Origin of the sequence: Mesorhizobium sp. B2-3-4, from assembly GCF_006442315.1 — a bacterium.
GTDB lineage: Bacteria > Pseudomonadota > Alphaproteobacteria > Rhizobiales > Rhizobiaceae > Mesorhizobium.
On sequence record NZ_VFVY01000001.1, the window covers coordinates 366,949 to 381,649 of the forward strand.

Consider the following 14,701-nt stretch of genomic DNA (forward strand, 5'->3'; position numbering starts at 1 on the left):
GTGCTCACGTACTTCAAGCACGTTCCGCTCCGGTTCTCGAAAACCGCCGTTTTCGGCTCGGCCTAACCTGAATCTCGACACGCCTTATTCTTCCTTGGCCAGATATTTTTCCAGCCAGTGGATGTCGTAATCGCCATTGGCGATATCGGCATTGCCGACGAGATCGCGAAACAGCGGCAGCGTCGTCTTGATGCCGTCGACGACGAATTCGTCGAGTGCCCGGCGCAGCCGCATCATGCATTCGACGCGGTTGCGTCCATGCACGATCAGCTTGCCGATCAGGCTGTCATAATAGGGCGGGATCTTGTAGCCGGAATAGACGCCGGAATCGACGCGGATGCCGAGCCCGCCGGGCGTGTGGAAGTGGGTGATCGTGCCGGGCGAGGGGGTGAAGGTGCGCGGATCCTCCGCATTGATGCGGCATTCGATGGCATGGCCATTGAATTTGATGTCTTCCTGCTTGACCGAAAGACCGCCGCCGGAGGCGACGCGGATCTGCTCGTGGACCAGATCGATGCCGGTGATCGCTTCCGTCACCGGATGCTCGACCTGGAGGCGCGTGTTCATCTCGATGAAGTAGAACTCGCCATTCTCGTAGAGGAACTCGATCGTACCGGCGCCGGAATAGCCGAGATCGGCAATCGCCTTGGCGCAGATGCCGCCGATGCGCGACCGTTCTTCGGCGTTGAGCGCCGGCGAATTTGCTTCTTCCCAGACCTTCTGGTGACGGCGCTGCAGCGAACAGTCGCGCTCGCCGAAATGCACGCCGCGGCCGAAGCCGTCGCCGAACACCTGCACCTCGATGTGGCGGGGCTTCTGCAGGTATTTCTCGATGTAGACCGCATCGTCGCCGAAGGCGGCACCCGCTTCCGAACGTGCGGTCTGCAAGGCGATTTCGAGGTCGGCCTCGGTATGGGCGACCTTCATGCCGCGCCCGCCGCCGCCGGCCGATGCCTTGATGATGACGGGATAGCCGATCTCGGCGGCGATGCGCTTGGCTTCCTTTTCCTCGGTGACGGCTCCGTCGGAGCCGGGCACCACCGGAATGCCGAGGCGTTTTGCCGTGCGCTTGGCCTCGATCTTGTCGCCCATGATGCGGATGTGGTCGCCGGACGGGCCGATGAAGGTGATGTTGTGCGCTGCCAGGATGTCGGCGAACTTGGCATTCTCCGACAGGAAGCCGTAGCCGGGATGCACGGCGTCGGCGCCGGTGATCTCGCAGGCCGCGACGATTTGGTGGATGTTGAGATAGCTGTCGCGCGACGGCGGCGGACCGATGCACACGCTCTCGTCGGCCAGCCGCACATGCATGGCATCAGCATCGGCGGTCGAATGCACGACCACCGTCTGGATGCCGAGCTCCTTGCAGGCGCGCAACACCCGAAGCGCGATTTCGCCGCGATTGGCGATGAGGATCTTCTGGAACATCCGGACCGCTCTACTCGATCACGACGAGCGGCATGCCGTATTCGACCGGCGTCGCGTCCTCGAACAGGATCGCCGTCACCGTGCCGGCGCGCGGCGAGGGAATCTGGTTCATCGTCTTCATCGCCTCGATGATCAGGAGCGTCTGTCCTTCCTTGACCTTCTGGCCGACCTCGATGAACGGCTTGGCGTCCGGTGACGGCGCCAGGTAAGCTGTTCCGACCATGGGCGAAGGGACGGCATTCTTGGAGACGTCGACCGCCGCGGGAACGGCAATGGCGACAGATTGGGCGGCCGCGGCCGGCGCGTAGGCCGGTTGCGGTGCGGCAATCGCATGAACGGCGGGCGCCTGCCGCGACACGCGCACCTTCAGGTCGCCGAGTTCAACCTCGATCTCGGTCAGGTTGGTGTCGTTCAGTATGCCCGCCAGATCGCGGATCAGTTGCTGGTCAACACCGGTCTTCTTTATCGACATTTTCGAGCCTTCTGTTTGTTGGCCGGTCATAGGCGTGCGGCCAGCGCCTGTAGCGCAAGCTGGTAGCCGAGCGGCCCAAAGCCACAGATCATGCCGACAGCGACCGGCGCGACCATGGAGACGTGGCGGAACGGTTCCCGCGCGTGGATGTTGGAAAGGTGAACTTCGGCGACAGGCAACGGCGCGACCGAACGGATAGCGTCGTGAATCGCGATCGACGTATGGCTGTAGGCGCCTGGGTTGATGACGATGCCGGCGGCCTTATCGCCGGCTTCCTGGATCCAGTCGACGAGGTCGCCTTCGTGGTTCGACTGGCGGAAATCGATCTCGATCCCAAGCGATTTGCCTGCCTGCTTGCAGTCGTCGGCGATGGCGGCAAGCGTCTTGCCGCCATAGATCCCCGGCTCGCGCTTGCCGAGCGTGTTGAGATTGGGACCGTTCAGGACGAAAACCGTTTTCAAAAAAATCGACCTTTTCCGGCGCCGGCGTCGAGCCGGCGCGCTGGGCCTCTATACCGGGCATAGTCGCCTGCGGAAAGAGCGCAAGTGCGTTCTTTCACTGTCCACAACAGGCCGAAATGCGCCCGTGAAGAGAATCGCCCGCCGGTCAAAGCGCGGCTTTCGCCGCCTCGATCTTTTCGGCAAGCACATCCTGTCCGAGCGCCCCAAACACAACCTCGTTGCCGACGACGTAGGAGGGGGTGCCGGTGATCTGCAGCTTGTTGGCGAGATCGTAGGTCTTGGAGAAGGCCTCGGTGATGGACGGGTCCTTCATCTTCTCGCGCAGCGTCGCCTCGTCGGCGCCGAGCGAAAGCGCGATCTTGATCGCCGTGGATTCGGTGGCACGTCCCTGGCCGCCGAGCAGCGCATTGTGGAACTCGCCGTATTTCTGCGGCATCATCAGGTGGAATGCCATCGAAACGACGCTGGCTTTCTGCGAGTCCGGGCCGAGGATCGGGAATTCCTTGAGCACGAAACGCAGATCCGGATCGGACTTGGTCAGCGCCTGCATGTCCTCGATGGCGCGTTTGCAGAAGCCGCAATTGTAGTCGTAGAACTCGACGATCGTGACCTTGCCGTTCGGATTGCCGACGACGCCGTCGAAGGCCGAGTTGAAGATCTGGTCCTTGGCGTCCTTGATGACGCCGAGATGGGCGATGCGCTGCTCCTCCTTCTGCTTGGCCTCGAGCGCGTCCTGTACTTCGAGCAGCACTTCCGGGTTCTTCAAGAGATAATCGCGTATGATGCCTTCGACTTCGGTGCGGTCGATCTTGGTATCGGCCACGGCCGTCTGGACAGGCTGCGCGGTTCCAGCCTTCGCAATCTGGGGATTGCCGGCCACGAAACCGAAAGCCAGCATGGCAAGGGCGACCGCGACCCCCGTGGTGCCCAGCAGCAGTGCCTTTTTCATCGTTCTCGTTCCTTCTGCCTGTTTTCCGGTCTGGCTGTGTCGCAGCACGCGGCCGGAAGGTTCATGAGCCTACTGGCTCTTGCCTGATGATTTGTAGTTTATGATGTCCTGCGCGCGGATCCAGCGAGGCTCGCCGCGCTTCATCTGCTGTTGCGCGCGCATGGCGAAGATCTTGGCATCCTTGTAGTTACCGGAATAGAAATGGCCTTCGGCGGTGGCAAGCTCGGCACCCGGTATGTCTCCCAGCTCACCGTAAGCCTGCGCCAGGTAGCGATACCCGGTGGAATTCTCCTTGTCGCGCCCCAGTCCGTTGTTGATCTGCACGACCGCCTTCTTGAGCGAGTCGGGTGTGCCGACCGCCATCAGTGCCTGACCAAGCGAGACCGGCAGCAAGCCGGATCGTGCCGGATCGAGGCTGACTGCCTTGGCATAGGCGTCGGCCGCATCCTTGGGCTTGTTCGCTTTCATCAATATATCGCCGCGCAATTCCTGGAAGTAGGCATTCTTGGGCTGCGCCTTGATCAGGGCATTGGTCTTGGTGAGCGCCGCACCGATGTTGCCATAGAGATAGCTCGACTGGGCATCGCCATACAGCGCGGCCATGGTGCCCCGCATCTTTTGCATCAGCCGCGTCGCGGCGGCCTGGCCTTCCATATAGACGGCAATCTTCACCCGCATCATGTCATGGCGCTGCTGCAGCGCCGGGGCGTCGGTCTTGTCGACATAGGGGCTTTGTTTCACCAGCACCTCGAGGTTCGCGATGCGTTCCTGCGGCATCGGATGGCTGATCCGGTAGGGATCGACCTGCGCGCCCGACAGCGACAGGGCCGACTGGAAGCGGTGGAAGGTCTTCAGCATGCCCATGCCGGACTGGCCGGTGGCATTGAGATAGGTGATGGCTGAACGGTCGGCGGTTGTCTCTTCGGTGCGCTGATAGGCAAGGATGCTACGTTGCGCCATCTCGCCACCGCCGGCCGCCACGCCCATGCCGGCGCCGGCAAGGCCGCGGCTGTTGGTGGTGGCCCCGGCCACCATGGCGCCGGCGCCGAGCAAGGTGGCGATGATGGCCATGGTCTTGGCGCGTTCGAGCTGGTCGCGAAGTTTCTGCTGGTGGCCGCCGGCGATATGCCCGGCCTCGTGCGCGATGACGCCGATGATTTCATTCGGCGTCTCGGCCGTCATCAGCGCACCGGTGTTGATGAACAGCCTTCGGCCGGTGACGAAAGCGTTGAAACTGGAATCGTTGACCAGCACGATGTCGATGCCGTCATTGGCCAGCCCGGCGGCCCTGAAGATCGGCCGTGCATAGTCGCGCACCAGAGCTTCGATCTCGGCGTCGCGTATCACGGGTAAGCCCTGGGCGAAGGCGGTGACCGAACTGGCCACCGCAACCGCGGCGGCAAGCGAAACCGTCGCTAGGACGCGCACTGCCCGGGCAATCGACGATCTGGGTCGGCTCAACATAATGTGTCCACTGGTAGACGAGCGGGCGAAAGATGAAAAGTCGGCGCCGGAAAAACTTCCTCAACTTGTGATCCTCACATCAATCGGGCATTTGTGCGGCGCATGCGTCAGGACCTGGCGCGCTCAATCCTCGGGACAGGGGTAAAAATGGTCGTTTCGCTCTCTCATCGCGGCAATGTCGAGCCGTTCCATGCCATGGACGTGCTGGCCGAGGCGAACCGGCTGAAGGCCCAGGGCGTGCCGGTGATTTCCATGGCGGTCGGCCAGCCGTCCGATCCAGCGCCGGCGCGGGTTCGCGCCGCCGCTGCCAGGGCGCTGGAGATCGGGCGCATAGGCTATACCGACACGCTTGGTCTGGCCCCGTTGCGCAAGGCGATCGCAGATCACTACGCGGATCACTATGATCTCGATGTCGATCCCGGCCGGATTGCCGTCACCACCGGATCGTCGGCGGCCTTCAATCTCGCTTTCCTGGCGATGTTCGACCCTGGCGACCGGGTTGCCATCGCCGCGCCCGGTTATCCTGCCTATCGCAACATCATGACTGCGCTCGGCATCGAGGTGGTCGAGATAGAGCTCGGCGAGGCGGCTTACCTGCATGCTGGTCATCTGGAGAGCGCACACCGGGAGAGACCTCTGAAAGGCGTGCTGTTCGCCAGTCCCGCCAATCCGACCGGCGCCGTCATTCCCGCCGGCGAACTCGAGACGCTGGTCACCACGGCCGGAGCCCTCGGCATCGCCGTCATTTCCGATGAGATCTATCACCGGCTGGCCTATGCCGCGCCAGACACGACGGCACTGCGCTACGGCGACGGCGTGACGGTGATCAACTCCTTCTCGAAATACTATTGCATGACCGGCTGGCGCATCGGCTGGATGGTGTTGCCGGAAGCGTTGGTGCGGCCTGTCGAGCGCATCGCGCAAAGCCTCTACATCTCGCCGCCGGAACTGTCGCAGATCGCCGCGATCGAGGCTTTTGCGGCAACCGAAGAGCTGGAGGCGGTCAAGCGGCGCTATGCCTGGAATCGCGAGCTCCTGATGAAGCGACTGCCGGAACTCGGTTTTCCCCTGGCGGCGCCGATGGATGGCGCATTCTATGCCTTTTGCGATGTCACCCGGCACAGAAATGACAGCATGGCCTTCGCGCGCAGGATGCTGGCTGAGGCCCACGTGGCGGCGACGCCCGGACGCGACTTCGACACCAGGGCAGGGCACCGCACGATGCGCTTTTCCTATGCCGGCAGCCACGACGACATGGTCGAGGCGATGGCGCGCATAGAACGCTGGTTGAGATAACGCCATGCCGGAACTCGAACAGGTCGCCAAGCTTGATCAGGCATTGGCCGAAGTCGCGGCCGAAATGGCTGAACGCACCGATCGCGGCGATGTCGCCACCTATATTCCCCAACTGGGCAAGGTCGATCCGAATAAGTTCGGCATCGCGGCCGTCACCAATGACGGCCGGACCCTGATGGCTGGCGATGCCGACCAGGCTTTTTCGATCCAGAGCATCTCGAAGGTGTTTACCCTGACGCTGGCGCTCGGCAATGTCGGCGACGCGCTGTGGAAGCGGGTAGGGCGCGAGCCATCCGGCAACCCGTTCAACTCGATCGTCCAGCTCGAGCACGAGAACGGTATTCCACGCAATCCGTTCATCAATGCCGGCGCCATTGTCATTTCAGACATCCTGCTCGCCGGCCACCAGCCGCGCGAGGCGATCGGCGAGATCCTGCGCTTCATCCAGTTCCTCGCCGATGACGAGACCATCATCATCGACCGCGAGGTCGCCGCATCCGAACGCGCCACCGGCTATCGCAATTTCGCGCTCGCCAATTACATGAAATCCTTCGGCAATCTCCATCACGCGCCGGAACTGGCGCTGGGCGTCTATTTCCACCATTGCGCCATCGCCATGAGCTGCCGGCAGCTGGCGATGGCCGGCCGCTTCCTCGCCAATGGCGGCAAGAACCCGGCAACCGGGCATTCCGTGGTGTCGGCGGAGCGTGCGCGTCGCATCGGCGCGATGATGCTGACCTGCGGCCACTATGACGGCTCCGGCGATTTCGCCTTCCGCGTCGGCATTCCCGGCAAGAGTGGCGTCGGCGGCGGCATATTGGGCATCGTGCCGGGGGTCGCCTCGCTCGCCGTCTGGTCGCCCGGCCTCAATGCCAACGGCAATTCGAAGCTGGGTTCCATCGCGCTGGAGAAGCTGGCGAAAATGATGAACTGGTCGATTTTCGCGCCGTGATTTTTTGCGGCATCTCGCAACGACAAACAAGAAAAATCCCGCGCGATCTTTCGATCGGCGCGGGATTTTTCTTGTCAGGCAATCAAACCAAGTAGCTGGAAAAGCTTAGAAAAAGCCCTTGCGCTGCCACCAGCCGGCACGCTTCGGCTTTTCCTCGGTCTTGGCCTCCGGCTCATCGGCCACTGTCGAGGAGACGACCGGCACGACCGGGGCGTCGATGGCCGCCGGCTTGCGGCGCGACGGCCTGGCCTTCGAGGACGTCACCTCTTCGGCAACCTCGGCCACGCTCTCCTCCGCAATTGCGATGGGAGCCTCGATCGGCGCTGCCGCGGCTGCTTCGGCAACCGTCGCCTCGGCGACGGCCTCGGCGGCTGCCTTCTTCGGCTTGGCGGCCCGGCGCGGCTTCTTGGGCTTCTCGGTGCTCGGCACCTCGTCGCTTACGGCAGCCGCCGGTTCCTCGACGGCTGCGGCAGCCACCGGCTCGATCGTCACGGGCTCCGTTTCGGAAGCGTCAGCCTCGGCAGGCTCCGTCGTCTCGCCGGTTTCAACCCCCGTCTCACCTTCGCCGTCCTCGCGGCGGTTGCGTTTGCCGCCGCGCTTGCCGCGCCGGCGTTTCTTGCCCGCGCCTTCGTCCGATGCTTCCACCGTTTCGACAGGCTCGGCCGCGCCGATCGGCGCGTCGTCGTCGGTCCCGGGCTCGTCATTGCCCGCCGCGCTTTCTTCCGCTGAGAGATCGTCGGCCTGCGCGGACACGGAAGCGCCATCGCTGTGTCCATGCTCGCGGTCCCGGTCCTTGCCGCCACGCCGCCTGCGGCGCTTGCGGCGTTTGCGATCGCGGCCTTCGCCATCCTCGCCGGACCGCTGCTGCTGGCCTTGCTGGGGATGACGCGGCTGTTCTGCTTGGGCCGGTGCCTCGTCTTCCTCCTCGACGGCGACAATCTCGTCCTCGGGCTCTTCAGGCTCGACATAGGCCGGCAGGCTGCGCGCCTCGACAAAGCCTTCCGGCTTCTCGGCCAGCGCGCCGCGGAAGATCGCATAGTGCTGCGAGCCGACCGTGTCGTCGGCCTCGATGGTGACGGTCAGTCCGAAGCGGCTCTCCAGTTCCACCAGCGTGCCACGCTTGTGGTTGAGCACGTAGAGCGCGGTGGCGGCCGGCGTGCGCACCGTGATGTGGCTGCGCGAATCCTTGAGCAGGAACTCCTCGATCGCCCTCACCACCATCAGCGCGACGGACGAATCGGAACGCACATGGCCGGTCCCGCCGCAATGCGGGCAGGGCTTCATGGTCGATTCCAGCACGCTGGCGCGGATGCGCTGGCGCGACATCTCCATCAGGCCGAAATGCGAGATACGGCCGACCTGGATGCGGGCGCGATCGTTCTTGAGGTGATCCTTCAGCCGCTTCTCCACGGAGCGGTTGTTGCGGTTCTCCTCCATGTCGATGAAGTCGATGACGATCAGGCCGGCGAGGTCGCGCAATCTGAGCTGGCGTGCGACTTCCTCGGCCGCTTCCAGATTGGTGTGGAGCGCGGTGTCCTCGATCGAGTGCTCCTTGGTGGAACGGCCCGAATTGACGTCGATGGCGACCAGCGCCTCGGTCTGGTTGATAATGATGTAGCCGCCGCTCTTCAGCGTTACCTGCGGCTGCAGCATGCGGTCGAGCTGCGCCTCGATGCCGTTGCGCACGAAGATCGGCGTCGTGTCGCGGAACGGCTGAACCACCTTGGCGTGGCTCGGCATCAGCATGCGCATGAAGTCCTTGGCTTCGCGATATCCTTCCTCGCCGGACACCAGAATCTCGTCGATGTCCTTGTTGTAGAGGTCGCGCACCGAGCGCTTGATCAGGCTGCCTTCCTCATAGACGAGGGCAGGGGCCGTGGACTGGAGCGTGAGATTGCGCACGTTCTCCCACAACCGCATCAGATATTCGTAGTCGCGCTTGATCTCGGCCTTGGTGCGGCTCTCGCCGGCGGTGCGCAGGATGACGCCCATGCCTTGCGGCACTTCGAGATCGGCCACCACTTCCTTGAGGCGCTTGCGGTCGACCGCGCTGGTGATCTTGCGCGAGATGCCGCCGCCGCGCGCCGTGTTTGGCATCAGCACCGAATAGCGGCCGGCAAGCGACAGATAGGTGGTGAGTGCCGCGCCCTTGTTGCCGCGTTCTTCCTTGACGACCTGCACCAGCAGGATCTGCCGGCGCTTGATCACTTCCTGGATCTTGTACTGGCGGCGCACCGGCTTGCGGCGGTTGCGCACTTCTTCCAGCGCATCCTCGGCGCCGACCGATTCGATCTCGTGATCGTCGGGATGGGAAGAGGATACTTCTTCCAGCATGCCGCGGTCATTGTCGGTGGACGTGGCTTCGCCGCCCTGTTCCGCCTGCGGGGCGGGCTCGGAAATCACGTCGGCTTCGACGGAGGCGGCAATCGAAGTCGGGCCGCCATCGCGGCCTTCGGTTTCATCCTGTTCGGAAGAACCCTGATCATCTTCGGGTGCGTCGGTCTGTTCGGGCGCATCGGCGGCGTGTTCGACGGCCTCGGAAACCTCGGAGGCGTCCTCGGCAACCACGGTATCCGTGTCATCGCTGTCTTCGCTTGCCTCGCCGGCGGTTTCAGCTGCGTCACCGGAATCGGCTGCACCCGCATCCCGTTTTTGTTCGGCCCGCTCGCGGCCCTTGCCGCCGCGCCGGCGTCCACGGCGTCCGCGGTCGCGGCTCTGGCGATCGTCGCCGTCACCGTCCTCGTCGTCCTCGTCTTCGGCCTCCTGCGCTTCCGCGCGCAGCAATGCCTGACGGTCGGCGACCGGAATCTGGTAGTAATCGGGATGTATTTCACTGAAGGCGAGAAAACCGTGACGGTTGCCGCCATATTCGACGAAGGCTGCCTGAAGGGAGGGTTCGACGCGCGTTACGCGGGCGAGGTAGATATTTCCTTTGAGCTGCTTCTTGTCCTGGGATTCAAAGTCGAATTCTTCGATACGGTTACCGCGTACGACGACAACTCGTGTTTCCTCCGGGTGGGAGGCGTCTATCAGCATTTTGTTGGGCATTATTTCGTTTCCCCCCGGCAGCCGTCAGCCGCAGCTGGCGGGGCAAAGCCCGCTGCTGTGTGTCTGGATGAGAGTGGGTGCCGGATATTTGAACGGCCGCCGGACGGTGCCTGCGCGTCATGGCGGTGCCGCCCGCAGCCATATTGGCGCGGTTTGATGCGGACCTTTCCATGATTGCGCTTGAAGCCATCGTCACCAAGCAGACCTTTTGAACCAAAGCCCGGAAACCGGACCAGCTTGTTTGCTCGTACAGAGCCGGCGCGGGGACAAACCCGGCCGTTTTCCTCACGCAGGTGATTCCCCCGCCACGGGAGCACGCCTGCGAAATTCGTCGCGATCACCTGAGGCCTCCTCGCAGAAGCGAGAGGAACCGCCTTTCATCTGACCCTTTAGCAGGAAGCTGCGGAGGAGGGCGGTTCCAGGATTGCAGTGATCCACCATCGCTTTTATGATTTGGCGGGTTGGAAGGCAACCCCGATTTCCGATGCCGGCAAAAAGCAGTTCCGCAGCGTAAGCCTGGTGCCGATCCCTGCATGAAAAGGCTTGGTTAACCTTCTCTGGATACCAATCGTTAATCGAGTTCGCGGACTGACCGGCACTTCGATGAAACGAACGGGCGCCGGGCGCCAAACCGGGAGCGACTGGACGAGAGATGGGACTGGCGGACTTCACAGACAAGGGATGTCGTGTTGGCGGCCGGATTCTCGGCGCCGTCTGTCTCTTGTTGCTGATGGTGTTTTGCGCCCACGCCGACCCGAGCGCCGTCCAGGCGCCGCTGGTGGCGAAGGGCTACAAGATGGCCGGCGATGCCACCAGGATGCGCATCGTCCTGGATTTCGACCGCGAGCCCGACATCAAATGGTTCCTGTTGCGCGGGCCAAACCGCCTCGTCATCGACCTCGCGAACACGCGATTTGCCATCGATGCCAAGGATTTGAAGCCGCGCGGCCTGGTCAAGGGCGTGCGGCTCGGCGAACTCGGCGAGGGCGTCTCGCGGTTGATTCTCACCGGCAAGGGTCCATTCGCTGTCGACAAGCTCGATGTGCTCAAGAACGAGGACGGAACCGGCTACCGCATTGCCGTCGACATGTCGGCGGCCTCCGAACGGGAGTTTGACGCCGCTCTTGCCAATCAGGCGCTGACCACCGGTTCCACCGTTTCGACCGACAAGGGCGGCCGGGTCGGCACCGGGCCCGTCTCCAATCCGGGCCACAGGTTCACGGTCGTCATCGACCCCGGCCATGGCGGTATCGACGGCGGCGCTGAGGGCCTGAACGGCACCATCGAGAAGAATGTCACGCTGGCCTTCGCCACGGAACTGCGCGACAAGCTCGCCGCTGTCGGCAGGTACGATGTCTTCATGACCCGCGACACCGATGAATATCTGCGCCTTGACGACCGTGTGCGCATCGCCCGCCAGCATGAGGCCGACCTGCTGATTTCGATCCATGCCGACACGATCAGCGTCAAGGGCATCCGCGGCGCCACCGTCTATACCGTCTCCGACAAGGCTTCCGACCCGGAAGCACAGGCGCTGGCCGACCGGGAAAACCTCTCGGACCAGTTCGCCGGCATGGTCATCAAGGACGACAACAAGGAAGTCACCGACATCCTGATCGACCTGATCCGTCGCGAGACGCACACGTTCTCGATGAGTTTCGCCCACACATTGGTCGGCCAGCTGTCGACCAGCGTCGGCCTCATCAACAATCCGCAGCGTTCGGCCGGCTTCAAGGTGTTGAAGGCGCCCGACGTGCCGTCGGTGCTGGTCGAACTCGGCTATCTCTCCAACGCCAAGGACGAGGCCCAACTGCTCGATGCCGAGTGGCGCGGCAAGGCCGCGCAAAGCATCACCAACGCCGTCGCATTGTTCGCTTCCGCGCGGGCCGGGGCAGGAACCGGAGGTTGACAATGCCTGGCGGCGCCCGCAACCAGAGGCGGCGTTGCGGGATGACAACACCCGGTGCTTTTATTTCCGGCTTGCGGCCGCCAGACGCGGCCTTGCCGTATTTTGTCCACATGGTCGCGACATGGGTTTTCGATTACGGATTGGGACCGGTTCGAAAGCTTGCGTGGAAGGCGGCTTCGTTTAGGAAATTCCCGAACCAAGGACTGGAGCGGGTATGATTCGTCTCATTGGCTATTTCTTCGGCATCGGTACGACGCTGGCCCTTCTGGTCGCGGCGGGTGTTGCCATTTACATCAGCCATCTGTCGAAGGATCTGCCCGACTATGAGGTCCTGGCGAAGTACGAGCCGCCGGTGACCACCCGCATCCATGCCTCTGACGGGTCGCTGATGGCCGAATACGCGCGCGAAAGGCGTCTGTACCTGCCGATCCAGGCCATCCCGGACCGGGTCAAGGCTGCTTTCCTGTCCGCCGAGGACAAGAACTTCTACAACCATCCCGGCATCGACGTGACCGGCCTTGGCCGCGCCATCATCGTCAATTTCCAGAATCTTGGCTCGGGCAGGCGCCAGGTCGGCGCCTCGACGATCACCCAGCAGGTGGCCAAGAACTTCCTGTTGACCGCGGACCAGACCTACGAGCGCAAGATCAAGGAAATGATCCTGGCCTTCCGCATCGAGCAGGCCTACCCCAAGGACCGTATCCTCGAACTCTACCTCAATGAAATCTTCTTCGGTTTCGGCGCCTATGGCGTCGCCGGCGCGGCATTGACCTATTTCGACAAGTCGGTGAACGAGCTGACCGTGGCCGAGGCCGCTTATCTGGCCTCGCTGCCCAAGGGACCCAACAACTACCACCCGTTCAAGCATGCCGACCGTGCGATCGAGCGCCGCAACTGGGTCATCGACCAGATGGTCGAGAACGGCTACGTCACGCGTGAGGAAGGCAACAAGGCCAAGGCCGAGCCGCTCGGCGTGACGCCGCGCCGTACCGGCACCTACCTTTTCGCCGGTGAGTATTTCACCGAGGAAGTGCGTCGCCAGATCATCGCCCGCTACGGCGAGAACGCGCTCTACGAAGGTGGCCTGTCGGTTCGCACCACGCTCGATCCGAAGATCCAGCTGATCGCCCGCAAGGCGATGCAGAACGGCCTGATCAAATACGACACGCTGCGCGGCTATCGCGGGCCGGTAACGTCGATCGACGTGTCCTCCGACTGGGGCGTGCCGTTGGGCGCCGTAAAGGGACTGGAAGATGTCCCGGAATGGTCGCTGGCCGTCGTGTTGGACAGTTCGGCGACCGGCCTGTCGATAGGCCTGCAGCCCGCGCGCCAGGCCTCGGGCGACATCGTCAAGGAACGCGTCGAGGGCACCGTCAGCAAGGAAGACATGGGCTTTGCCATGCGCCATGTGGTCGACGGCAAGACGGTCAAGGCCAAGTCGCCGGCCGAAGTGCTGAAGCCCGGCGACGTCATCTTCGTGCAGAAGAACGAAGGCTCCGACAATGCCTACAGCCTGCGCCAGGTTCCCGAGGTCGAGGGCGGCCTGATCGCCATGGATCCGCATACGGGCCGCGTTCTGGCCATGGTCGGCGGCTTCTCTTACGCGCAGTCCGAATTCAATCGCGCCACCCAGGCGATGCGCCAGCCGGGGTCGTCGTTCAAACCCATCGTCTACTCGGCCGCGCTTGACAATGGCTACACGCCGGCCTCGGTGATCATGGACGGCCCGATCACCATCCAGAGCGGCAACACCACCTGGACGCCGAAAAACTATGACGGCACCGTCGCCGGACCGGCAACGCTGCGTTCCGGCATCGAGAAGTCGCGCAACCTGATGACTGTGCGGCTTGCCAACGACATGGGCATGAAGCTGGTCGTCGAATATGCCGAGCGCTTCGGCGTCTATGATCATCTGGCGCCTTATCTGCCGATGGCGCTCGGTTCCGGCGAGACGACGGTCATGCGCATGGTTTCGGCCTATTCGATCATGGCCAATGGCGGCAAGTCGATCAAACCGTCGCTCATCGACCGTATCCAGGACCGCTATGGCAAGACGGTGTTCAAGCAGGACGAGCGCGGCTGCGAAGGCTGCAACGCGCCTGAATGGAAGAACCAGCCGGAGCCGGAGCTGGTCGACAATTCCGAGCAGGTGCTCGATCCGATGACCGCCTATCAGATCACCTCGATGATGGAAGGTGTCGTCCAGCGCGGTACCGGTGCCACCATTGGCGAACTTGGTCGCCACATCGCCGGCAAGACGGGCACCACCAACGATGAAAAGGATGCCTGGTTCATCGGCTATACGCCGAACCTCGTGGTCGGGCTCTACATGGGCTACGACACGCCGCGCGGTCTTGGCCATGGCGCCACCGGCGGCGGTCTTGCCGCCCCGATCTTCAAGGACTTCATGCGCGTGGCGCTGGACGGCACGCCCAATGTCGACTTCAAGGTGCCGGACGGCATGAACCTGATCGCCATCAACCGCAAGACCGGCATGCGCGCCAATTCCGGCGATGCCGGCACCATCATCGAAGCTTTCAAGCCGGGCACCGGCCCCGCCGACAGCTACTGGGTGATCGGCATGGGCGCCGACGGCTCCAACGCTTCCGGCGGCGCGCTGTCGCCGCAGGCCAACCAGGCCATCCAGGACGGCGGCGGCGGCCTTTACTGACGAAGTCACACGCCCAATGGGCCAGCCTCGGGCTGGCCCATTTCGCTTTAC

Annotated in this window: 10 protein-coding genes; 4 read left to right on the plus strand and 6 right to left on the minus strand. The window is 63.2% G+C overall.

What is annotated here, in order from left to right; translation table 11 throughout:
* Positions 1 to 84: 84 nt before the first annotated feature.
* The 5 genes from accC to FJ967_RS02145 form a co-directional block, all read right to left on the minus strand.
* A complete protein-coding gene (accC, locus tag FJ967_RS02125) occupies positions 85 to 1,428 on the minus strand; it encodes an acetyl-CoA carboxylase biotin carboxylase subunit (RefSeq protein ID WP_140730057.1) in 1,344 nt (447 codons plus the stop codon).
* 10 nt (positions 1,429 to 1,438) lie between these two features.
* On the minus strand, positions 1,439 to 1,900 hold the full coding sequence (accB, locus tag FJ967_RS02130; protein WP_140730058.1) for an acetyl-CoA carboxylase biotin carboxyl carrier protein: 462 nt from the start codon (positions 1,898 to 1,900) through the stop codon (positions 1,439 to 1,441).
* Positions 1,901 to 1,926: 26 nt separating this feature from the next.
* On the minus strand, positions 1,927 to 2,361 hold the full coding sequence (gene aroQ, locus FJ967_RS02135; protein WP_140730059.1) for a type II 3-dehydroquinate dehydratase: 435 nt from the start codon (positions 2,359 to 2,361) through the stop codon (positions 1,927 to 1,929).
* 145 nt (positions 2,362 to 2,506) lie between these two features.
* Entirely contained in the window at positions 2,507 to 3,310 is an 804-nt protein-coding gene (locus FJ967_RS02140; protein WP_140730060.1) for a DsbA family protein, read from the minus strand.
* 69 nt (positions 3,311 to 3,379) lie between these two features.
* Positions 3,380 to 4,774 carry a M48 family metalloprotease gene (locus FJ967_RS02145; protein ID WP_140730061.1) on the minus strand — a complete coding sequence of 465 codons (1,395 nt, stop codon included), beginning with the start codon at positions 4,772 to 4,774 and terminating at the stop codon, positions 3,380 to 3,382.
* A 147-nt stretch (positions 4,775 to 4,921) separates the two neighbouring features.
* On the opposite strand from FJ967_RS02145, the gene FJ967_RS02150 reads away from it, so the two are divergent.
* Together FJ967_RS02150 and FJ967_RS02155 are read left to right on the plus strand one after the other, a co-directional pair.
* Positions 4,922 to 6,070 (plus strand): aminotransferase class I/II-fold pyridoxal phosphate-dependent enzyme, encoded by a 1,149-nt coding sequence (locus tag FJ967_RS02150; RefSeq protein WP_140730062.1) that lies wholly within the window; start codon positions 4,922 to 4,924, stop codon positions 6,068 to 6,070.
* 4 nt (positions 6,071 to 6,074) lie between these two features.
* A complete protein-coding gene (locus FJ967_RS02155; protein WP_140730063.1) occupies positions 6,075 to 7,022 on the plus strand; it encodes a glutaminase in 948 nt (315 codons plus the stop codon).
* Between the two features lie 105 nt (positions 7,023 to 7,127).
* On the opposite strand, the gene FJ967_RS02160 is transcribed toward FJ967_RS02155, so the two are convergent.
* Positions 7,128 to 10,070 carry a ribonuclease E/G gene (locus FJ967_RS02160; RefSeq protein ID WP_140730064.1) on the minus strand — a complete coding sequence of 981 codons (2,943 nt, stop codon included), beginning with the start codon at positions 10,068 to 10,070 and terminating at the stop codon, positions 7,128 to 7,130.
* A gap of 652 nt (positions 10,071 to 10,722) precedes the next feature.
* On the opposite strand from FJ967_RS02160, the gene FJ967_RS02165 reads away from it, so the two are divergent.
* Entirely contained in the window at positions 10,723 to 11,979 is a 1,257-nt protein-coding gene (locus FJ967_RS02165; RefSeq protein WP_140730065.1) for an N-acetylmuramoyl-L-alanine amidase, read from the plus strand.
* Between the two features lie 214 nt (positions 11,980 to 12,193).
* Positions 12,194 to 14,650, plus strand: coding sequence for a penicillin-binding protein 1A (locus FJ967_RS02170; protein ID WP_140730066.1), 2,457 nt, complete (start codon positions 12,194 to 12,196; stop codon positions 14,648 to 14,650).
* Positions 14,651 to 14,701 lie beyond the last annotated feature (51 nt).

What these genes read in the sequence shown, in the direction of transcription:
- accC (WP_140730057.1), bottom strand. Translation starts at nt 1,428, where the DNA reads ATGTTCCAGAAGATCCTCATCGCCAATCGCGGCGAAATCGCGCTTCGG.
- accB (WP_140730058.1), bottom strand. Translation starts at nt 1,900, where the DNA reads ATGTCGATAAAGAAGACCGGTGTTGACCAGCAACTGATCCGCGATCTG.
- FJ967_RS02140 (WP_140730060.1), bottom strand. Translation starts at nt 3,310, where the DNA reads ATGAAAAAGGCACTGCTGCTGGGCACCACGGGGGTCGCGGTCGCCCTT.
- FJ967_RS02145 (WP_140730061.1), bottom strand. Translation starts at nt 4,774, where the DNA reads ATGTTGAGCCGACCCAGATCGTCGATTGCCCGGGCAGTGCGCGTCCTA.
- FJ967_RS02150 (WP_140730062.1), top strand. Translation starts at nt 4,922, where the DNA reads ATGGTCGTTTCGCTCTCTCATCGCGGCAATGTCGAGCCGTTCCATGCC.
- FJ967_RS02155 (WP_140730063.1), top strand. Translation starts at nt 6,075, where the DNA reads ATGCCGGAACTCGAACAGGTCGCCAAGCTTGATCAGGCATTGGCCGAA.
- FJ967_RS02160 (WP_140730064.1), bottom strand. Translation starts at nt 10,070, where the DNA reads ATGCCCAACAAAATGCTGATAGACGCCTCCCACCCGGAGGAAACACGA.
- FJ967_RS02165 (WP_140730065.1), top strand. Translation starts at nt 10,723, where the DNA reads ATGGGACTGGCGGACTTCACAGACAAGGGATGTCGTGTTGGCGGCCGG.
- FJ967_RS02170 (WP_140730066.1), top strand. Translation starts at nt 12,194, where the DNA reads ATGATTCGTCTCATTGGCTATTTCTTCGGCATCGGTACGACGCTGGCC.